Source organism: Streptomyces sp. W1SF4 (genome assembly GCF_003950035.1).
In the GTDB taxonomy this organism is placed as follows: domain Bacteria; phylum Actinomycetota; class Actinomycetes; order Streptomycetales; family Streptomycetaceae; genus Streptomyces; species Streptomyces racemochromogenes.
This window is the reverse complement of record NZ_CP034350.1, coordinates 1,375,174-1,394,044: the sequence shown is the minus strand read 5'-3', so window position 1 is coordinate 1,394,044 and position 18,871 is coordinate 1,375,174. Positions and strand designations below refer to the sequence as shown.

Sequence of the window (18,871 nt, the reverse complement as noted above, 5' to 3'; positions counted from 1 at the left end):
CGTACCGCCGACGCTACGGGCAACTCCGGCGGCACTCAATGAACCCCGTGTTAAAGCGTGTTACGGAAGATCATCTACTCCTTCGGGGAGCGCACCCCGATGAACACCGGCTCCCGGCGCAGGGTGAAGCCCATGGACTCGTACAGCCGCACCGCGCCCGTGTTGCCCGCCGCCGCGTGCAGGAAGGGCAGGTCGCCGCGGTCCCGGATCGCCGCCGCCACCGCCCGCACGAGCCGGGCCGCCAGGCCCCGGCCGCGGAAGTCCGGATGGGTGCACACCGCGCTGATCTCGCTCCAGCCCGGCGGCCGCATCCGCTCCCCGGCCATCGCCACGAGCCGGCCCTCGTGCCGGATCCCCAGATAGGTGCCCAGCTCGACCGTGCGGGGCAGGAAGGGGCCCGGCTCGGTCAGCTCCACCAGGGCCGTCATCTCCTCCACGTCGGCCGGGCCGAGCCGGACCGCCTCCGGCGCGTGCTCGACCCGCACCGCCCGGCCGTCCAGCTGGACCCCGGGGATCACGGCCACCGTCTCCCAGCCCGCCGGCGGCGTCAGCAGGCCCGTCAGCCACACCTCCTGCCCCGGGCCGGCCAGCGCCGCCAGGTCCGCCCAGGCCGACGGGTCCCGCGGGTCGGCGAGGGCGGCGAAGGGGGTGGCGGACCGCAGGTAGCGGGCCGCGCCGCTGCCCGCGTACTCGGCGAAGGCACGGTGCGGGCCGTTCAGGGAGGCCCACACCGGGTTGTCGAGCGGTGAGACGGGATTCTCGGCGGACATGTCGTGCGGGATCCTTCCGGAGTGCCGTGCCGGTCGGCCGCAGGGTAAGCCCCCGGGACCCGGCTGAGCAGCCGGTTTTCCCCCGGATGTCAGGTCCCGCCCGGGCCCCCGCACCGGCCCCGGGGCCACCGGAAACCCGCCGCGCAACGAATCACCGCACATCCACCGGAACGCGCAACGAATCGATGCGCCCAGCGCAACGGTCACGGCTTGTCCAGGTCGAACGCCCGAACGTACCGTTTTACGACCCCCACCCCACCTGTCACAGAGGTACGCCCATGCCCCCGCTGCGCACCGCACTCCTCCAGAGCTCCGGACGGCTCGGCGACACCGCCGAGAACCTGAAGCGGCTCGACGAGGCCGCGTCGCGCGCCGCACAGGGCGGGGCCGGGCTCCTCGTGACCTCGGAGATGTACCTGACCGGCTACGCGCTGGACCTCCAGGAAGTGCCGGGGTACGCCGAACCGGCCGACGGCGAGTCCGCCCACGCCATCGCGGGCATCGCCCGCCGCCACGGGATCGCCGTCCTGTACGGCTACCCGGAGCGGGACGGCGACACCGTCTACAACTCGGCGCAGCTGATCGGCCCCGACGGTGCCCGGCTGGCGAACTACCGCAAGACCCACCTCTTCGGCTGCTTCGAGCAGGACGCCTTCACCCCCGGCGACACGGCCGTCGTCCAGGCGGACCTGAACGGCCTCCGCGTCGGCATCATGATCTGCTACGACGTGGAGTTCCCCGAGAACGTACGGGCCCACGCGCTCGCCGGGACCGACCTCCTCCTGGTCCCGACCGCGCAGATGCACCCCTTCCAGTTCGTCGCCGAACAGCTGGTCCCCGTACGGGCCTTCGAGAACCAGATGTACATCGCGTACGTCAACCGGACCGGCCCCGAGGGCGAGTTCGAGTTCGTCGGCCTCAGCTGCCTCGCCAGCCCCGACGGGGTCACCCGCACCCGGGCCGGCCGCGGCGAGGAGATGGTCTTCGGCCAGGTCGACCCGGAGCTCCTGGAAGCCTCCCGCGAGACCAACCCGTACCTGCGCGACCGCCGCCCCGGGCTCTACGCCTCCCTCGTCTGAGCCCCAGCTCCGCCCCCAGCCCTCCCGCCCCGCCCGTTCTGCCGCAAGGAGACGTACCCCCATGACGTCCACGGTGCCCACCACCGCCGTTCCGCACAGCGACGGCCAGCCCCCGATCACCATGTTCGGGCCGGACTTCCCGTACGCCTACGACGACTTCCTCGCCCACCCGGCGGGCCTGGGCCAGATACCGGCGACCGAGCACGGCACCGAGGTCGCCGTCATCGGCGGCGGCCTGTCCGGCATCATCTCCGCCTACGAGCTGATGAAGATGGGCCTCAAGCCCGTCGTGTACGAGGCCGACCAGATCGGCGGCCGCCTGCGCACCGTCGGCTTCGAGGGCGCCGGCACCGAGGGCCTGACCGCGGAGATGGGCGCCATGCGCTTCCCGCCGTCCTCCACCGCGCTCCAGCACTACATCGACCTCGTGGGCCTGCAGACCCAGCCCTTCCCGAACCCGCTGTCCGAGGCCACCCCCTCGACGGTCGTGGACCTCAAGGGCGAGACCCACTACGCCGAGACCATCGCCGACCTCCCGCAGGTCTACCGCGACGTCGCCGCCGCGTGGAACGCCTGCCTTGACGAGGGCGCCGACTTCTCCGACATGAACACCGCGATGCGCGAGCGGGACGTCCCGCGCATCCGCGAGATCTGGGCGAAGCTCGTCGAGAAGCTCGACGACGAGACCTTCTACGGCTTCCTCTGCAAGTCCGAGGCCTTCAAGTCCTTCCGCAAGCGCGAGATCTTCGGCCAGGTCGGCTTCGGCACCGGCGGCTGGGACACCGACTTCCCGAACTCCATCCTGGAGATCCTGCGCGTCGTCTACACCGAGGCGGACGACCACCACCGCGGCATCGTCGGCGGCTCGCAGCAGCTGCCGCTGCGCCTGTGGGAGCGCGAGCCCGAGAAGATCCTGTACTGGGCCCAGGGCACGTCCCTGTCGTCCCTGCACGACGGCACCCCGCGCCCGGCGGTCACCCGCCTGCACCGCACGGCCGGCAACCGCATCACCGTCACCGACGCGTCGGGCGACATCCGCACCTACCGCGCCGCGATCTTCACGGCCCAGTCGTGGATGCTGCTGTCGAAGATCGCGTGCGACGACACGCTCTTCCCGATCGACCACTGGACGGCGATCGAGCGCACCCACTACATGGAGTCCAGCAAGCTCTTCATCCCCGTCGACCGCCCCTTCTGGCTCGACAAGGACGAGGAGACGGGCCGCGACGTCATGTCGATGACCCTCACGGACCGCATGACCCGCGGCACGTACCTGCTGGACAACGGCCCGGACCAGCCGGCCGTGATCTGCCTGTCGTACACCTGGTGCGACGACAGCCTCAAGTGGCTGCCGCTGTCCGCGAACGAGCGGATGGAGGTCATGCTGAAGTCCCTCGGCGAGATCTACCCCAAGGTCGACATCCGCCGCCACATCATCGGCAACCCGGTGACCGTGTCCTGGGAGAACGAGCCCTACTTCATGGGCGCGTTCAAGGCCAACCTGCCGGGCCACTACCGCTACCAGCGGCGCCTGTACACCCACTTCATGCAGGACCGCCTCCCCGAGGACAAGCGCGGCATCTTCCTCGCGGGCGACGACATCTCCTGGACGGCCGGCTGGGCCGAGGGCGCGGTGCAGACCGCGCTGAACGCCGTCTGGGGTGTCATGCACCACCTCGGCGGGTCCACGGACGCCGCGAACCCGGGCCCGGGCGACGTCTTCGACGAGATCGCCCCGGTCGAACTCCCCGAGGACTAGCCCTTCCCGACGCACCGCTCGCGCGGTGCGGCGCCAGGGCGCCTTACCGGCTTCGCGCCGCTGCACCGGACTCCGTCCGGTGTGTGCGGGGCGGGGCCGGTTTCGTTTGGGCCGGGGTGGTGGGGTTGGGTGCGGGTGGTTGTCCGCTGCGCGGGGCGAGGTCCCCTACCCGCCCTTCCACCGTTCCCAGGGGCTGCGCCCCTGACCCCGATACCGGGCGCTCCGCGCCCGGTACGCTCAAACGCCGCGCGGGCTGGACGTGCGCAGCACATCTCAGCCCCGCCTGGGGGCACCTCCCAGCGGTAGCTGGGGGAGTTTGAGGCGCGAGGGTCTGGGGGCGGAGCCCCCAGGGAACGGGCGAAGGGCGGGGCGGGGAGCAGCCCGCGCAGCGGCCCCCGCACCCGCGGCGGCACCAGCCGGTCACGCGGCCCGCGCAGCGGGGGGTCACCAGGGGCAGCACCGCGCAGCGGAGCGGCGGGCCGTCGGCGTGAGGAGGCACCGCCCGACCAGGCCGACCCCGGCGTCGAGTGACTCCTCGAACTCCTCCGCCAGGTCGGGGGAGCGCCGCAGCGTCCACAGCAGGCGGGCCGACGCCCAGGCCCCCGCCCGGGCCCGCTCCAGGCTCCAGGAGCCCAGCAGGTGCGTGAGCGGGTCGGCGACCTCCAGCAGGTCGGGGCCCGGCATCAGGTCCTCCCGGATGCGCTCCTCCAGGGAGACCAGGGTGTCGCCGACCCGGTGGAAGTCGGCTTCGAGGGCCGTCGGCGGGCAGTCCAGGGCGCGGCAGGTGGACACCACCGCCAGGGCCAGGTCGTGCCCGATGTGGGCGTTGATCCCGGCCAGCGCGTGCTGGAGCGGCCGCACCCCCGGGTGGCGCCGGTACTGGAGCAGCGGGCGCCAGCAGGCCGGCGCCCGGTCCGCCTCCACCGCCGTCAGGTACCGCTCCGCGAACCGCACGGCCAGCGTCTGCGCCCGCCGCGGCGCCGGGAACTCGCCCTGGCCGATCCGCCGGTGCAGGGTCTGCGTCACGGTCATGTACACCCGGTTGAAGACGGCGACACCGTCCTGCGCGGGGAGCCGCTCGTCCAGGGCGCGCATCCGCGCGAGTACCGCTTCCATGCAGGGCAGCGTCCCAGCCCGGACGCCCCGCGCGGGGAACTTGGCCGTGCGCTTCGCCGGTTCGGGCGAAGGGGCGTCAACCCCGCTTGCCGCCCCCGGCGTCGGTGTCCGCGTCGGCGTCCGCGTCGTAGTCCGACGTGCCGGAGTCCAGCAGCGGCTCCTGCTCCTTCAGGTGCGCGGGGGCGAAGTAGCGCAGCGCGTGGTAGCCGGTGATCACCACGATCGTGCCGAGTGCGATCCCGCCCAGCTCGAAGCTGTCGGTGAAGTGCAGCTTGACCCCGCCGACGCCGATGATGATGCCCGCCGCGGCCGGCACCAGGTTCAGCGGGTTGCGCAGGTCCACCCGGCCGTTCAGCCAGATCTGCGCGCCGAGCAGGCCGATCATGCCGTACAGGATCACCGTGATGCCGCCCAGCACGCCGCCGGGGATCGCGGCCACGACCGCGCCGAACTTGGGGCACAGGCCGAAGAGCAGGGCGAAGCCGGCCGCGGCCCAGTAGGCCGCCGTGGAGTAGACGCGGGTGGCGGCCATGACGCCGATGTTCTCGGAGTACGTGGTGTTCGGCGGGCCGCCGACGGCGGTGGACAGCATGGACGCCGCGCCGTCGGCGGCGATGGCGGTGCCGAGCTTGTCGTCGAGCGGGTCGCCGGTCATCTCGCCGACGGCCTTGATGTGTCCGGCGTTCTCGGCGATCAGCGCGATCACCACCGGCAGCGCGATCAGGATGGCCGACCACTCGAAGGACGGCGCGTGGAAGGACGGCAGCCCGATCCAGTCGGCCTCGCCCACGCCGGAGAGGTCCAGCCGCCAGTGGTCCACGGCCTCGGGCCCGCCCACCGTGGAGTGGATCTTGCCGAAGACCAGGTCGAAGACCCAGGAGACCGCGTACCCGAACACCAGGCCCAGGAAGATCGCGATGCGCGACCAGAACCCGCGCAGGCACACCACCGCGAGCCCGGTGAACAGCATGGTCAGCAGGGCCGTCCACTGGTCCTGGGGCCAGTACGTCGAGGCCGTGACCGGCGCCAGGTTGAAGCCGATCAGCATCACGACCGCGCCCGTCACCACCGGCGGCATCGCCGCGTGGATGATCCGCGCCCCGAACCGCTGGACGGCCAGACCCGCGAGGAAGAGCGCCGCGCCCACGGTGAAGACCGCGCCCGTGACCACCGCGCTGTCCCCGCCGCCCGCCCGGATCGCCGCCGCGACGCCCACGAAGGAGAGGGAGCAGCCCAGGTAGGAGGGGACCCGCCCGCGCGTCGCGAGGAGGAAGATCACCGTCGCGATGCCCGACATCATGATCGCCAGGTTCGGGTCCAGGCCCATGAGGACCGGGGCGACGAAGCTGGCGCCGAACATCGCCACGACGTGCTGGGCGCCGAGTCCGGCGGTGCGCGGCCACGACAGCCGCTCCTCGGGCCGCACCACCGCGCCGGGAGCGGGCGTCCGCCCGTCTCCGTGCAGGGTCCAGCGCACGCCGAAGCCCATGTCCCACCACTTCCGTTCCGTCGGCCGATCAAGGATCCTGGCCCCTGCCGGTAGATCACCAGGAAGATCACCGAGGAGATCGGCAAGGGATCACCGCAGCGGGCCAGCGGATATATTACGGCCGGATAGGTGCTGGTTCGTCCCGATTGGCGGGAGTGGCCCCGCCCGGCGCCCGCCCGGTCCGCAGCATCCCCGCCCCCAAGGTCAGCGCGCACGCCAGCAGGGTCACCAGCCCGAACGACACCACCAGCGAGCTGGCGTCCGCCACCGCCCCGATCGCCGACGGCGCGACCAGCCCCGAGGTGTACGTGATCGTCGCGACCCCGGCGATGGCCTGCGCCGGAGCCGGCCCGCTGCGCGCCGCCGCCGCGAACGCGAGCGGCACCACCACCGCGATGCCGAGCCCGATCAGCCCGAAGCCCGCCATGGCCGCCGCCGGCTCCCGGACGCCGACCACCAGCAGCCCGCCCGCGACGGCCAGCACCCCGCCCGCCCGCACGGTCCGCACCGCCCCGAACCGGTCCACCACCCGGTCCCCGGCCAGCCGGGCCAGCGCCATGGTCAGCGCGAACGCGGTGGTGGAGGCCGCGGCCGGCCCGGCCGCCGAGCCCAGCACGTCCCGCAGGTACACCGCCGACCAGTCCAGGCTCGCCCCCTCCGCGAAGACCGCGCAGAAGCCCACCCCGCCGATCAGCAGGGCCGCCCTCGGCGGCCGGGCGAAGCGCGGCGGGGCCTCCTCCTCGCGGGCGGCGCGCAGGTCCAGCACCCCGCGTACGGCGACCAGCCCGGCGGCGGTCAGGGCCAGCGCGGCGACCAGGTGGTGCAGCCGGGCGTCGGCCCCCGCGTGCGCGGCGACCGTACCGGCGGCCGAACCGAGCAGCGCCCCGACGCTCCACATGCCGTGCAGCGAGGACATGACCGACCGGCCCAGCCGGTTCTCCGTCTCCACGCCGAGGGCGTTCATCGCCACGTCCGACATCCCGGCGGTGGCCCCGTAGACGAAGAGCGCCCCGCACAGGGTCCACAGGTTCGGGGCCAGGCCCGGCAGGACCAGCGACAGGGTCCACAGGGAAAGCAGCCCGCGCAGGGCGGTGCGGGCGCCGAAGCGGTGGTTGATCCGCCCGGCCAGCGGCATCGCGAGCGCCGCGCCGAGGGCCGGGAAGGCGAGCGCCAGGCCCAGGGTGCCGGCGCCGAGCTGGGCGTGCTCCTGGATCCAGGGGATGCGGGTGGCGAAGGAGCCGGTGACGCCTCCGTGGACGCAGAAGACGGCGGCGATCGCGAAGCGGGCGTGGCGCAGGCGCGCCGGGCTGAGTTCGGGTTCCCCGGTCATGGGAAGTAAACTATCAGGGAGCCTGCCTGATAGTTAGAGCCTTCCGCCTCCCTAAGATGGGCGCCGTGACCCCTGCCAAGGTGCTGACCCCCGCCGCGACGGCCGCGCCGTCCCCCGCCTCGCCGAGCACGGCCCGGGCCATCAACGACCGCCTCGCCCTCGAACTCCTCCAGGAGGAGGGGCCCCTGACGGCGCCCCAGCTCAAGCGGCTGACCGGGCTGTCCCGCCCCTCCGTCGCCGACCTCGTCGAACGGCTCGGCGCGGCCGGGCTGATCGAGGTCGTGGGGGAGTCCGGCGAACAGCGCCGCGGCCCCAACGCCCGTCTCTACGGGATCGTCGCGGGCCGCGCCCACCTGGCCGCCCTGGACGTACGGACCGACAGCGCGACCGCCGTGGTCACCGATCTCCTCGGCCGCCCCCTGGCCCGCGCCGCCCTGCCCGTCGACGCGGTCGGCGAGGCCGTGGCCCGGCTGGCGGAGCTGACCCGGGAGGCCGGCGCCCGGGAGCTGCACACCGTGGTCGTCGGCGCGCCCGGACTGGTCGCCCCGGCGGACGGCGGACTGCGCGACACCGGCGGGCTGCCCGCCTGGCACCGGGAGCTCGTGGCCGCGCTCCAGGAGACCCTGCCGGCCAGGGTGCTCGTGGAGAACGAGACCAACCTGGCGGCCGTCGCCGAGCAGCGCGCCGGAGCCGCGCGGGACCTGGACTCCTTCGTGCTGCTGTGGCTCGGCGCGGGCGTCGGCGCCGCCGTCGTCCTGGACGGGCGGCTGCGCCGGGGCGCCTCCGGCGGGGCCGGCGAGATCGGCTTCCTGCCCGTCCCCGGGACCGCAGGGCTGCCCTCCGCCACCGACTGCGGCGGCGGCTTCCACTCCCTGGCCGGGAGCGCGGCGGTGGCCGCCCTGGCGGCGGAGCACGGCTTCACCGGGCCCGTGGAGCAGGCCGTGGCCGGCGCGGCGGGGGAGGCCTTCCTCGACGCCCTCGCCGAGCGGCTCTCCCTCGGGGCGGCGGCCGTCGCCGCCGTCCTGGACCCGGGCTGCGTGGTCCTCGGCGGGGAGCTCGGCCACGCGGGCGGCCCCGGCCTCGCCGCCCGCGTCGCGGACCGCCTGGCCGCCCTGACCCCCGTCCCGACGGAGGTCCGCGCCACCGCGCTCGGCGGCCCGGCCGTCCTGGAGGGAGCCCGCCTGGCCGCCCGGGCCGCCGCCCAGGACGACCTGTTCGGGGGCTGAGGCCGCGAGGCCGGGGCGCCCGCCGGGCGCCTTCTACCCCCGCCGCTCCAGGAACTCCCCGAAGGTGGTCCGGCCCACCGCCTGGGCGGGGGCCAGGTTCCCGCCGCGCCGGAAGCCCGCGTACGCCTTCCCCGCGAGCGGCAGCGCGACCACCCTCCGCCTGCTCCCCGTCGCCGCGAGGTAGGTCCGCCCCCACTCCTGGAGGGTGCGGATCTCGGGCCCGCCCATGTCCGCGACCCGGCCCGCCGGAGCCGGCCCGGCCAGCTCCGCCAGCCGGTCCGCGACCTCCTCGACGGCGATGGGCTGCACCCGTACGCCCTTGGGCAGCGGGACCAGCGGGAGCTTCGCCGCGGCGGCCGTCACCTGGGCCACCAGGTCGTGGAACTGGGTGGTCCGCAGGAGGGTGACCCCGAGCCCGGACCCCTCCAGCATCCGCTCCACCCGCAGCTTCGTCCGGTAGTAGCCGAGCGGCACCACGTCCACCCCGACGATCGAGATGTAGACGAGGTTGGTGACGGTCCCGGCGCGCCGGGCCGACGCGATCAGGTGCCGGGCCGCGACGTCGTCGCCGCCGCGCGGAGAGCTCGCGCAGTGCACGACGACCTCCGCGCCCGCCATCGCCGCGTCCAGCCCGCTGCCGTTGCGCAGGTCGACCGGGTACTCGGCGGAGGACCTGCTCAGGGCCCGGACCTCGTGGCCCCGGCCGCGCAGCCGGGCGACGACCAGGGCCCCGAGGTTCCCGGTGCCGCCGGTGACGAGGATCGTGCTCATGGTGGGTCGTCCTTCCACGTGGGGCTGCCTTCTCCCAGGAGACAGCCGGGGGCCGCGGAATGTGACAGCCCGCGCGGAGGCGGGCCCCGGACGCGACAGGACCCGGTGGCCGCCGGGCCACCGGGTCCTCGTTCACGCTCGTCCGCAGGGGGTCAGCAGGCGCCCTGGTCCTTCCAGACGCCCCACTGGCCGGTGGTGCCGGGCTCCTCGTTCTGCGTCCACCACTGGGCCTTCCAGGTGTGGCCCTTGTGCGAGACCACGTTCCCGGAGTTGTAGACCGTGCCCGCGACGTACGCCGGGGAGGTGCAGGTCCCGGGGGTGGTCGGCGGGGTCGTCGGGGGAGTGGTGGGCGGGGTGGTCGGGGGAGTGGTCGGCGGGGTGCTGCCGCCGCCCGGCTCGCCGGTGGTGGTGCCGCGCGCCAGGTCGCCGGCGAGGGCGTAGGTGGTGCCGGAGATGTTCACCGTCCAGTTGGAGGGCGTGGACACCGGCAGGTAGTAGTTGAACGCCAGGTCGACGGAGGCGCCCGGGGCCAGCGTCTGCCAGGCCGGGAGCTTCAGGGAGACCCGCTGGAAGTCGCCCTTCAGGCCGCCGACGTTGTTGCCGGTGTGGCCGGTGGCGATCACCTTCGTACCGAAACCGGACTGGTCCGAGGCATTGGCCGGCGCCGAGGTGCCGTAGTCGAACTGGAACTCGGTGCCGCCGGGCAGCGTGCTCTTCGTGTTGTTGGTGATCTTGAGCTTCGGGGTGATCGGGTAGTTGGAGTCGCCCAGCTTGAACTCGGTGAACTCCGTCCTGATGTCCACGGCCGACGCCGGCGGCACGGTGGCGCCCGCCTTCTTCGCGCCGTACGGGGCGGCGGCCTTGAACTTGTCGTACATCAGGGAGGTGAGCGTGTCGCCCGCCTCGTACTGGCCCTTGGCGGCGTTGTACGCGTAGTCGCCGGCCAGCTCCCAGACCATGGTGCCGCCGATGCCCCTGTCGACCACGTAGTCGGCCTTGGCCGCGACGGACTGCTCGTCCTCGGTGGACAGGAAGACCTTCTTCTGCGCGTTCCACAGCCACGGCGCCACCAGCGTGGAGTCGTACTTGCGGGCGTAGGCGCCGGTCAGGGTGGTGTTCGCGGGGAAGCCGTACTTGGTGACGTAGTCGCCGACGACGCCCTTCTCCAGGTTCTTGGCGTGCCACATCGGGTTGGAGCCCGCCGGGGACTCGACCCCGTTGGCGTCCTTGTCGTGCCAGAGGTTGTCGATGCCGACCGCGCCGTCACCGCACTTGGTCAGACCGGCGCCCGCCGGGCAGCTGGTGGCCGGGGCCTTGCCCCACAGGCCGTCCGTGCCGCCCTGCACGTTCTTGAAGCCGCGGGTGTAGTACGGCAGGCCGATGTTGATCCGGCCCGAGGGCATCGAGCCGCGGAAGTAGTGGTAGGCCCAGTCGGTGTTGAGGTAGCCGACGCCGCCGTACTGCGCGCTGCCGTAGACGCCGGCGGCCGCCAGTTCGGCGTCCTTGCCGTCGTCGAAGAGGGAGGCGTTGGGGCCGACGTACTCGTTCCAGGCGCCGTGCAGGTCGTAGGACATGATGTTGACGTAGTCCAGGTACTTCTGCATCTGGAACGTCTCCATGCCCCGCAGCAGGTAGCCGGAGGAGGGGGCGGCGACGGAGAGAAGGTAGTGCTTGCCGTCGGCGGCGCCCGCGCGGTCGAGCTTCTCGCGCAGCGTCTTCATGAGGACGTCGTAGCCCTTGACCAGGCCGGCCCGGCGGGCGTTCGACAGCTGCCAGTCCAGCGGGTTGCCCGCGTCCTTCATGGTGGTCGGGTACTCGTAGTCGATGTCGACGCCGTTGAACCCGTACTTGCGGACGAACTCCACCGAGGAGTCCGCGAAGGTGTCGATGCCCGCCTGGTTGACCGAACCGTCGGCGTTGGTGGCCATCGAGTAGAAGCCGCCGGAGGCGACCCGGTTGCCGTCGTCGCCGAAGTAACCGCCGGTCTCGGCCCAGCCGCCGACCGAGACCAGGGTCTTCACGTTCGGGTACTGCTTCTTGAACTTGTTCAGCAGGTTGAAGTGGCCCTTGTACGGGAGGGCCGGGTCCATCTCGGCCCCCGCGACGCCGGGCCAGGTCATCCCGGTGGCGGCGTTGTTCGCGTTGTCCGCCCCGACGGAGATCCTGTTGTCGGCGCCGACGTGGGCGAAGGCGTAGTTCAGGTGGGTGACCTTGGACCACGGGATGTTGCTGGCGAGGTAGGCGGGCGTGCCGTCCTTGCCGGTGCGCCAGCCGGTGAAGTAGCCGATGACGCGCCGCTGGTGGTCGGCGCCCATCTTCTCGCGGCCTTCGGCGTCGTAGACCGAGCAGTACGGGACGTCGACGCCGGCGGTCTTGTAGAGCCCGTCCGGGCGACAGCTCTCGTTGTCCGCGGCGTGGGACACGCCGGCCGAGAGGCCGCCGACCAGCAGTCCGGCTATCGCGGCGCCGGATGCCAGGAGCATCGCTCTCGTACGTGTGGGGGACAGCATGGTGCCTCCTGGGGAGGGGAGGATGGCAGGGGGCCAACGTGCGGCAACAGGCAGGAAAGTGGCGCTGGTTGGCCCGTGACGTGCGCACGTCGACAGGCCGGCTCCCGGGGAAGATGAAGGGAACGTTAAGAGGACTAGACCAACCCGTCAATAGGTCTGGACCAAAGCGGGGCGGGGGGAGGCCGGGGCACCGCCGGCGCCATAGGGGCGCTCGAGAACGGCCCTCCTGTGAGCCAGGCCACAGCACCTCACCCGCATGGCCCCCGACCGCCCGTGGCACACTGGCCCTAGTACCAGTAGCAGCGCACTCCGGGGTCGGTGTAATTCCGAACCGGCGGTATAGTCCGCGACCCGTCCGCATCCAGCGGCCGGTTGACCAGGTGAAATTCCTGGACCGACGGTTAAAGTCCGGATGGGAGGCAGTGCGCGGCGGGCCAGTCACCGGTACGCCGCCGTCGGCGGTCCATCGGCGTATCCCAGCGGATACGCGTCCCGAGGACCGTGTTCCCGGCCCCGGCGTCCCCGCGTGCGCTACCCGCTTCATCTGTCGTATCCCGACAGGCCCCGGAGTCCGTGCCCGATGAGGCAGGAGGACCCGGTGGCGACAGACGCCGCGCAGGCAGCACCCGACCCGAGCATCACCGCGATGCGCCGGGCCATCGAGCTGGCCTCCCGCGGACTCGGCTCCACCAGCCCCAACCCCGTCGTCGGCTGCGTCATCACCGACCCCGCGGGCGCCGTCGTCGGCGAAGGCTGGCACGAGCGGGCCGGCGGCCCGCACGCCGAGGTCCACGCCCTGCGCGCGGCGGGGGACGCCGCCCGCGGCGGCACCGCCTACGTCACCCTCGAACCCTGCAACCACACCGGCCGCACCGGCCCCTGCGCCCAGGCCCTCGCCGACGCCGGCATCGCCCGCGTGGTCTACGCCGTCTCCGACCCGAACCCGCAGGCCAGCGGCGGCGGAGCCACCCTGCGCGCCGCCGGGATCGCCACCGAGGCCGGCCTGCTGGCCGACGAGGCCGAACAGGGCAACACCGCCTGGCTGACCTCCGTACGCCTCGGCCGTCCCCACGTCACCTGGAAGTACGCCGCCACCCTCGACGGCCGCAGCGCCGCGGAGGACGGCAGCAGCCGCTGGATCACCTCCCCCGAGTCCCGCGCCGACGTCCACCGGCTGCGCGCCGAGGCCGACGCGGTCCTCGTGGGCGGCGGCACCCTGCGCGCCGACGACCCCCACCTCGCCGTCCGCGGCGTCGACGGAGCCGTCCAGCCGCTGCGCGTCGCCCTCGACACCCGCGCCGGCCTCCCGGCGACCGCCCGCATCCTCGACGACGCCGCCCCCACCCTGATCGTCACCGGCGAGGACGCCGACACCGCGCACCTGCCCGGCACCGACGTGCTGCGGCTGCCGCTGCGCGACGGCCGCCTCCCCCTCGACCTCCTCCTCGCCGAGCTGTACGGGCGCGGCGTGCGCTCCGTCCTCCTCGAAGGCGGACCCACCCTCGCCGGAGCCCTCCTCGAGGCCGGCGCCGTCGACCGCGTCGTCGGCTACCTCGCCCCGGCCCTCCTCGGCGCCGGCCCCGCCGCCCTCGCCGGCGCCGGCATCACCAACATCGCCGGCGCGGTACGCCTCGAGATCACCGAGGCCGTCCGCACCGGACCCGATCTGCGCATCACCGCCGTTCCCGCCAACGCCCCCAAGGAGCACTGAGTGTTCACCGGAATCGTCGAAGAACTGGGCGAGGTCACCGCCGTCGAGCAGCTCGCCGAGGCCTCCCGCTTCCGCCTGCGCGGCCCCGTCGTCACCGAGGGCGCCAAGCACGGAGACTCGATCGCCGTCAACGGCGTCTGCCTGACCGTCGTCGAGACCGAGGGCGGCGAGTTCACCGCCGACGTCATGCAGGAGACCCTCAACCGCTCCAGCCTCGGCGCCCTCGCCGCCGGCTCCCGCGTCAACCTGGAGCGCCCCATGGCGCTCGGCGGACGGCTCGGCGGCCACCTCGTCCAGGGACACGTCGACGGCACCGGCCGGATCATCTCCCGCACCCCCTCGGAGCACTGGGAGATCGTCAAGGTCTCCCTGCCGGAGAACCTCGCAAGGTACGTCGTAGAGAAGGGCTCTATCACTGTGGACGGCGTCAGCCTCACCGTGGTCGAGGCCGCCGCCGACTACTTCACCATCAGCCTCATCCCCACCACCCTCGCGCTGACCACCCTCGGCCTCAAGCAGAGCGGCGACCCGGTCAACCTCGAGGTCGACGTCCTCGCGAAGTACGTCGAGCGCCTGCTGGCCGCCGGCGTGAACCCCCTCCACGCGAAGGAGACGGCGCAGTGACCGCCCTGACCTGGCTCAACACCCAGGCCTTCGAGGTCTTCGGGCAGAAGGTCATCTGGTCCGACATGATCGGCAACCTGATGGGCCTGGCCGCCCTCGCCCTCGGCTGGCGCCGCTCCATATGGACCTGGCCCGCCCAGCTCCTCTCCGGCCTGATCCTGGTCGCCGCCTACGCCTCCGCCCACCTCGCGGGCGGCGTCGGCAAGCAGCTCCTGGTGATCTCCGTCGCCGTCTGGGGCTGGCGCGCCTGGCAGCTCGGCCGCCGGAAGGCGCAGGACGGCTCCATCGCCGTCCGCACCGCCACCTGGAAGGAGCGCGGACTGCTCCTCGCCGGAGCCGCCGCCGGCACCCTCGCCGTGGGCGGCCTGTTCACCCTCTTCCCGAACCTGTCGTGGAGCCCGTGGGCCGACGCCTACATCTTCGTCGGCACGATCGTGGCGATGGTGGCCCAGGCCCGCGGCCTGGTCGAGTTCTGGTTCGCCTGGCTCCTCGTCGACCTCGTCGGCGTCCCCCTCGCCTTCAACAGCGGCCTGGCCTTCTCCGGCCTCGTCTACGTCGTCTACTTCGCGCTCGTCCTGTGGGGCGCCTACGACTGGTACCAGCGCTCGCGCACCACCCCCGCCACGGTTCTCGAAGGAGCAACGGCATGACCACCATCCTCAAGTCCGTGCCGGACGCGGCCGACCAGGAGACCTTCCGGCTCGACCCCGTCGAGCAGGCCATCCGCGACATCGCCGCGGGCCGCCCCGTGGTCGTCGTCGACGACGAGGACCGCGAGAACGAGGGCGACCTCGTCATCGCCGCCGAGAAGGCCACCCCCGAGATCGTCGCGTTCATGATGAGCGAGTGCCGGGGCCTGATCTGCGCGCCGATGGAGGGCCCCGAGCTGGAGCGCCTGGAGCTCCCGCAGATGGTCCAGCACAACACCGAGTCGATGAAGACCGCCTTCACCGTCTCCGTCGACGCCACCGCCGAGCACGGCGTCACGACCGGCATCTCCGCCGCCGACCGCGCCACCACGCTGCGCCTGCTGGCCAACGGCACCTCGGAGGCCGGCGACTTCGTCCGCCCCGGCCACGTCTTCCCGCTGCGCGCCAAGCCCGGCGGCGTCCTGGTCCGCAACGGCCACACCGAGGCCGCCGTCGACCTCGCCCGCCTCGCGGGCCTGCGCCCGGCCGGCGCCATCGTGGAGATCGCCGGCGAGGACGGGGTCATGCTGCGGCTGCCCGAGCTGATCCCCTTCGCCCGCAAGCACGGCTTGACGATCATCTCCATCGAGGACCTGATCGCCTACCGCCGCTCCTCCGAGCCGACCGTCCGCCGCGAGGCCGAGGTCAGCCTGCCGACCGCCGCCGGCGACTTCACCGCGTACGGCTACCGCTCCACCGTCGACGGCGTCGAGCACGTCGCCCTCGTCCACGGCGAGGTCGGCGACGGCGAGGACGTCCTGGTCCGGATGCACTCCGAATGCCTGACCGGCGACATCTTCCAGTCCCAGCGCTGCGACTGCGGCCCCCAGCTCCAGGCCGCCATGGCCCGCATCCAGACCGAGGGCCGCGGCGTGGTCGTCTACCTGCGCGGGCACGAGGGCCGCGGCATCGGACTGCTGTCCAAGCTGCGCGCCTACGAGCTCCAGGAACGCGGCCGCGACACCCTGGACGCCAACCTGGAACTCGGCCTGCCCGCCGACGCCCGCGACTACGGGGCCGGCGCCCAGATGCTCGCCGACCTCGGCGTCCGCAGCGTCCGGCTGCTGACCAACAACCCCGACAAGTCGGACGCCCTCGTCCGCCACGGCATCGCCGTCGCCGGCCGGGAACCCATGCCCGTCGAGGCCGGCGAGCACAACCTGCGGTACCTGCGCACCAAGCGGGACCGGATGGGCCACGACCTGCCCTGGCTGGAGGGTGCCGTACCGACCTCCGCCTGCGGCAACCAGTAACCACCGACCCACCAGACCCACACGAACCGAAACACCGAGGAGCAGAGCTGTGAGCGGCAAGGGCGCACCCGAACTGAGCGTGAAGAACTGCGGAGACCTCCGGGTGGCCGTGGTCGCGGCCCAGTGGCACGAGAAGGTCATGGACGGTCTGGTCGACGGCGCCCTGCGCGCCCTGCACGAGCTGGGGATCGACGAGCCCACCCTGCTCCGCGTCCCCGGCAGCTTCGAACTCCCGGTCGTCGCCAAGGTCCTGGCCGGCCGCGGCTACGACGCCGTCGTCGCCCTCGGCGTGGTCATCCGAGGCGGCACCCCGCACTTCGACTACGTCTGCCAGGGCGTCACCCAGGGCCTCGTACAGGTGTCGATCGACACCGGAGTCCCCGTCGGTTTCGGCGTCCTGACCTGCGACAACGACGAGCAGGCGCTGGACCGCGCGGGCCTTGAGGGGTCGAACGAGGACAAGGGGCACGAAGCGGTCACCGCCGCCGTCGCCACCGCGATGACGCTGCGTACCGTCAGCGAACCCTGGCGGTAGTCCAAGGAGTGAACCCCGGCACCGCGGGACCCGGGTGAGCCCGTACTCTAAGGGCATCATGGCGAACGAACCCACCAAGAGCTTCGAAGAGCTCTTCACGGAGCTCCAGCACAAGGCCGCCAACGGCGACCCCAGCACCTCCCGCACCGCCGAGCTCGTCGGCAAGGGCGTCCATGCCATCGGCAAGAAGATCGTCGAGGAGGCCGCCGAGGTCTGGATGGCCGCCGAGCACGAGGGCAAGGAAGCCGCCGCCGAGGAGATCTCCCAGCTGCTCTACCACGTCCAGGTGATGATGGTGGCGCGCGGGATCTCCCTCGACGACGTCTACGCGCACCTCTAGGCCGGAGCCCCGTACCGGAGCCCGCAGTACCGGGGCCCCGCCCCGCCCACACCCTTCGCACCCACGCACCAAAGGAAGCCCATGCTGCGCATCGCCGTCCCCAACAAGGGTTCACTCTCCGGACCGGCGTCGGCGATGCTCCATGAGGCCGGCTACCGCCAGCGCAAGGAGTCCAAGGAACTCGTCACGGTCGACCCCGACAACGAGGTCGAGTTCTTCTACCTCCGCCCGAAGGACATCGCGATCTACGTCGCCTCGGGCAAGCTGGACATCGGCATCACCGGCCGCGACCTCCTGCTCGACTCCGGCGCCAACGCCGAGGAGATCCTGCCGCTGAACTTCGGCCGGTCCACCTTCCGCTACGCCACCAAGCCCGGCACCGCGAAGGGCCCCGAGGACTTCGGCGGGATGACGATCGCCACCTCGTACGAGGGGATCGTCGCCAAGCACCTCGCCGACCAGGGCATCGACGCCTCCGTCGTCCACCTGGACGGCGCCGTCGAGACCGCCATCGAGCTCGGCGTCGCGCAGGTCATCGCCGACGTCGTCGAGACCGGCACCAGCCTGCGCAACGCCGGCCTGGAGGTCATCGGCGAGCCGATCCTCCAGTCCGAGGCGACCGTCATCCGCCGCACCGGCGCCGGCGTCGAGGACCCCAAGGTCGCGCAGTTCCTGCGCCGCCTCCAGGGCGTCCTGGTGGCCCGCAGCTACGTGATGATGGACTACGACTGCCGCGCCGAGCACCTGGAGCGCGCCGTCGCCCTCACCCCGGGCCTGGAGTCCCCGACGATCTCCCCGCTCCACAACGAGGGCTGGGTCGCGGTCCGCGCGATGGTCCCCGCCAAGGAGGCCCAGCGGATCATGGACGACCTGTACGAACTCGGCGCGCGCGCGATCCTCACCACCTCGATCCACGCCTGCCGCCTCTAGGGCGGCTCCGGACGGGAGGGTCCGCACCCGGACCCTCCCGCCCCCACGCCCCCGTACGGCGCACCACCCCCGCGCCGTCCTCCCGTACGTCACCCCAGAAGGCCCAGCGCACCATGAGCGAGTCCGCCGCCCGCCCCGCCCCGCCCGCCCTGCCGGTCACCTTCCGGCCGAACCGCACCCGGGCGGTGCTGCTCAGCGTCGGGACCGTCATGTTCGCCACCATCACGGCGATCGGGCTGCTCCTGGAGAACCTCGGCCCCGGCGAGCGGGTCAGCTTCGTCTTCACCGCCGCCCTGATGGCCTCCGTCCTCGTCCTGCTCAGCCGCCCCAAGGTGGTCGCGGACGAGAACGGCGTCACCGTGGTGAACCTCACCACCACCCGCCGCCTGGAGTGGGCGCAGATCCTCCGCGTCAACCTCCGCCCCGGCGACCCGTGGGTCTTCCTCGACCTCAACGACGGCACCAGTCTTCCCGTCCTCGGCATCCAGCCCGGCGTGGCCAAGGCCCGGGCCATCGGCGACGCCCGCGCCCTGCGCGCCCTCGCCGAAACCCACGGAACCGGCACAAACGACCACTGACCCGGCCGGGCCTCGTCGCTGCGTCCCATTGCGGCGGCGATCTCAATGACTACCCTGGTGGCGGGGCGCACCCGTGTGCCCTCCCACCGCCCCGGGACCCCGTGGCCCGTGGGCACCCTACGACCAGAGGAGTGACTCCCTCCAGCAATGGACGGATCGTC

At 72.8% G+C, this 18,871-nt stretch carries 17 protein-coding genes and 1 riboswitch; of the genes, 11 read left to right on the top strand and 6 right to left on the bottom strand.

Annotated elements, in window-relative coordinates; translation table 11 throughout:
• Nucleotides 1–74 precede the first annotated feature (74 nt).
• Nucleotides 75–770, bottom strand: coding sequence for a GNAT family N-acetyltransferase (locus D1J60_RS06555; protein WP_125820481.1), 696 nt, complete (start codon nucleotides 768–770; stop codon nucleotides 75–77).
• A gap of 278 nt (nucleotides 771–1,048) precedes the next feature.
• Here D1J60_RS06555 and D1J60_RS06550 point away from each other — a divergent pair, with 278 nt between their 5' ends.
• On the top strand, nucleotides 1,049–1,849 hold the full coding sequence (locus D1J60_RS06550) for a carbon-nitrogen hydrolase family protein (RefSeq protein ID WP_125820480.1): 801 nt from the start codon (nucleotides 1,049–1,051) through the stop codon (nucleotides 1,847–1,849).
• A 61-nt stretch (nucleotides 1,850–1,910) separates the two neighbouring features.
• A complete protein-coding gene (locus D1J60_RS06545) occupies nucleotides 1,911–3,608 on the top strand; it encodes an NAD(P)/FAD-dependent oxidoreductase (protein WP_125605716.1) in 1,698 nt (565 codons plus the stop codon).
• 444 nt (nucleotides 3,609–4,052) lie between these two features.
• Here the strand turns inward: D1J60_RS06545 and D1J60_RS06540 are convergent, their stop codons facing one another.
• From D1J60_RS06540 to D1J60_RS06530, 3 genes are all read right to left on the bottom strand, one after another.
• On the bottom strand, nucleotides 4,053–4,724 hold the full coding sequence (locus D1J60_RS06540; protein ID WP_125820479.1) for a DUF5995 family protein: 672 nt from the start codon (nucleotides 4,722–4,724) through the stop codon (nucleotides 4,053–4,055).
• Between the two features lie 76 nt (nucleotides 4,725–4,800).
• A complete protein-coding gene (locus D1J60_RS06535; protein WP_125820478.1) occupies nucleotides 4,801–6,213 on the bottom strand; it encodes a solute carrier family 23 protein in 1,413 nt (470 codons plus the stop codon).
• 115 nt (nucleotides 6,214–6,328) lie between these two features.
• Nucleotides 6,329–7,543 carry an MFS transporter gene (locus D1J60_RS06530; protein ID WP_125820477.1) on the bottom strand — a complete coding sequence of 405 codons (1,215 nt, stop codon included), beginning with the start codon at nucleotides 7,541–7,543 and terminating at the stop codon, nucleotides 6,329–6,331.
• A gap of 56 nt (nucleotides 7,544–7,599) precedes the next feature.
• On the opposite strand from D1J60_RS06530, the gene D1J60_RS06525 reads away from it, so the two are divergent.
• Nucleotides 7,600–8,769, top strand: coding sequence for an ROK family transcriptional regulator (locus D1J60_RS06525; protein WP_125820476.1), 1,170 nt, complete (start codon nucleotides 7,600–7,602; stop codon nucleotides 8,767–8,769).
• A gap of 33 nt (nucleotides 8,770–8,802) precedes the next feature.
• Here D1J60_RS06525 and D1J60_RS06520 read toward each other — a convergent pair whose 3' ends face one another.
• Nucleotides 8,803–9,540: an SDR family oxidoreductase gene (locus D1J60_RS06520; RefSeq protein WP_125820475.1), complete on the bottom strand. Its 738-nt coding sequence runs from the start codon at nucleotides 9,538–9,540 to the stop codon at nucleotides 8,803–8,805.
• A 152-nt stretch (nucleotides 9,541–9,692) separates the two neighbouring features.
• A complete protein-coding gene (locus D1J60_RS06515) occupies nucleotides 9,693–12,050 on the bottom strand; it encodes a chitinase C-terminal domain-containing protein (protein ID WP_125820474.1) in 2,358 nt (785 codons plus the stop codon).
• Between the two features lie 300 nt (nucleotides 12,051–12,350).
• Nucleotides 12,351–12,480, top strand: a riboswitch (FMN riboswitch).
• A gap of 216 nt (nucleotides 12,481–12,696) precedes the next feature.
• Here D1J60_RS06515 and ribD point away from each other — a divergent pair.
• The 8 genes from ribD (at nucleotide 12,697) to D1J60_RS06475 (ending at nucleotide 18,710) form a co-directional block, all read left to right on the top strand.
• On the top strand, nucleotides 12,697–13,761 hold the full coding sequence (gene ribD / locus D1J60_RS06510) for a bifunctional diaminohydroxyphosphoribosylaminopyrimidine deaminase/5-amino-6-(5-phosphoribosylamino)uracil reductase RibD (RefSeq protein WP_125823900.1): 1,065 nt from the start codon (nucleotides 12,697–12,699) through the stop codon (nucleotides 13,759–13,761).
• Nucleotides 13,762–14,385 (top strand): riboflavin synthase, encoded by a 624-nt coding sequence (locus D1J60_RS06505; protein WP_125820473.1) that lies wholly within the window; start codon nucleotides 13,762–13,764, stop codon nucleotides 14,383–14,385. It abuts the gene before it with no gap.
• Nucleotides 14,382–15,035, top strand: coding sequence for a nicotinamide mononucleotide transporter family protein (locus tag D1J60_RS06500; RefSeq protein ID WP_125820472.1), 654 nt, complete (start codon nucleotides 14,382–14,384; stop codon nucleotides 15,033–15,035). Before D1J60_RS06505 ends, D1J60_RS06500 begins: the two co-directional genes overlap by 4 nt.
• Nucleotides 15,032–16,327, top strand: a complete 1,296-nt coding sequence (locus D1J60_RS06495; RefSeq protein WP_125820471.1) for a bifunctional 3,4-dihydroxy-2-butanone-4-phosphate synthase/GTP cyclohydrolase II — start codon at nucleotides 15,032–15,034, stop codon at nucleotides 16,325–16,327. The genes D1J60_RS06500 and D1J60_RS06495 overlap by 4 nt, the downstream gene beginning before the upstream one ends.
• 49 nt (nucleotides 16,328–16,376) lie before the next feature.
• Nucleotides 16,377–16,862 (top strand): 6,7-dimethyl-8-ribityllumazine synthase, encoded by a 486-nt coding sequence (ribH, locus tag D1J60_RS06490; protein ID WP_125603399.1) that lies wholly within the window; start codon nucleotides 16,377–16,379, stop codon nucleotides 16,860–16,862.
• 58 nt (nucleotides 16,863–16,920) lie between these two features.
• Entirely contained in the window at nucleotides 16,921–17,202 is a 282-nt protein-coding gene (locus D1J60_RS06485; RefSeq protein ID WP_125820470.1) for a phosphoribosyl-ATP diphosphatase, read from the top strand.
• 81 nt (nucleotides 17,203–17,283) lie between these two features.
• Nucleotides 17,284–18,132, top strand: a complete 849-nt coding sequence (gene hisG, locus D1J60_RS06480; protein ID WP_125603397.1) for an ATP phosphoribosyltransferase — start codon at nucleotides 17,284–17,286, stop codon at nucleotides 18,130–18,132.
• Nucleotides 18,133–18,245: 113 nt separating this feature from the next.
• Nucleotides 18,246–18,710 carry a PH domain-containing protein gene (locus D1J60_RS06475; RefSeq protein WP_125820469.1) on the top strand — a complete coding sequence of 155 codons (465 nt, stop codon included), beginning with the start codon at nucleotides 18,246–18,248 and terminating at the stop codon, nucleotides 18,708–18,710.
• Nucleotides 18,711–18,871: the final 161 nt, after the last annotated feature.

What these genes read in the sequence shown, in the direction of transcription:
- D1J60_RS06555 (WP_125820481.1), bottom strand. Translation starts at nt 770, where the DNA reads ATGTCCGCCGAGAATCCCGTCTCACCGCTCGACAACCCGGTGTGGGCC.
- D1J60_RS06550 (WP_125820480.1), top strand. Translation starts at nt 1,049, where the DNA reads ATGCCCCCGCTGCGCACCGCACTCCTCCAGAGCTCCGGACGGCTCGGC.
- D1J60_RS06545 (WP_125605716.1), top strand. Translation starts at nt 1,911, where the DNA reads ATGACGTCCACGGTGCCCACCACCGCCGTTCCGCACAGCGACGGCCAG.
- D1J60_RS06540 (WP_125820479.1), bottom strand. Translation starts at nt 4,724, where the DNA reads ATGGAAGCGGTACTCGCGCGGATGCGCGCCCTGGACGAGCGGCTCCCC.
- D1J60_RS06535 (WP_125820478.1), bottom strand. Translation starts at nt 6,213, where the DNA reads ATGGGCTTCGGCGTGCGCTGGACCCTGCACGGAGACGGGCGGACGCCC.
- D1J60_RS06530 (WP_125820477.1), bottom strand. Translation starts at nt 7,543, where the DNA reads ATGACCGGGGAACCCGAACTCAGCCCGGCGCGCCTGCGCCACGCCCGC.
- D1J60_RS06525 (WP_125820476.1), top strand. Translation starts at nt 7,600, where the DNA reads ATGGGCGCCGTGACCCCTGCCAAGGTGCTGACCCCCGCCGCGACGGCC.
- D1J60_RS06520 (WP_125820475.1), bottom strand. Translation starts at nt 9,540, where the DNA reads ATGAGCACGATCCTCGTCACCGGCGGCACCGGGAACCTCGGGGCCCTG.
- D1J60_RS06515 (WP_125820474.1), bottom strand. Translation starts at nt 12,050, where the DNA reads ATGCTGTCCCCCACACGTACGAGAGCGATGCTCCTGGCATCCGGCGCC.
- ribD (WP_125823900.1), top strand. Translation starts at nt 12,697, where the DNA reads ATGCGCCGGGCCATCGAGCTGGCCTCCCGCGGACTCGGCTCCACCAGC.
- D1J60_RS06495 (WP_125820471.1), top strand. Translation starts at nt 15,032, where the DNA reads ATGACCACCATCCTCAAGTCCGTGCCGGACGCGGCCGACCAGGAGACC.
- D1J60_RS06485 (WP_125820470.1), top strand. Translation starts at nt 16,921, where the DNA reads ATGGCGAACGAACCCACCAAGAGCTTCGAAGAGCTCTTCACGGAGCTC.
- hisG (WP_125603397.1), top strand. Translation starts at nt 17,284, where the DNA reads ATGCTGCGCATCGCCGTCCCCAACAAGGGTTCACTCTCCGGACCGGCG.
- D1J60_RS06475 (WP_125820469.1), top strand. Translation starts at nt 18,246, where the DNA reads ATGAGCGAGTCCGCCGCCCGCCCCGCCCCGCCCGCCCTGCCGGTCACC.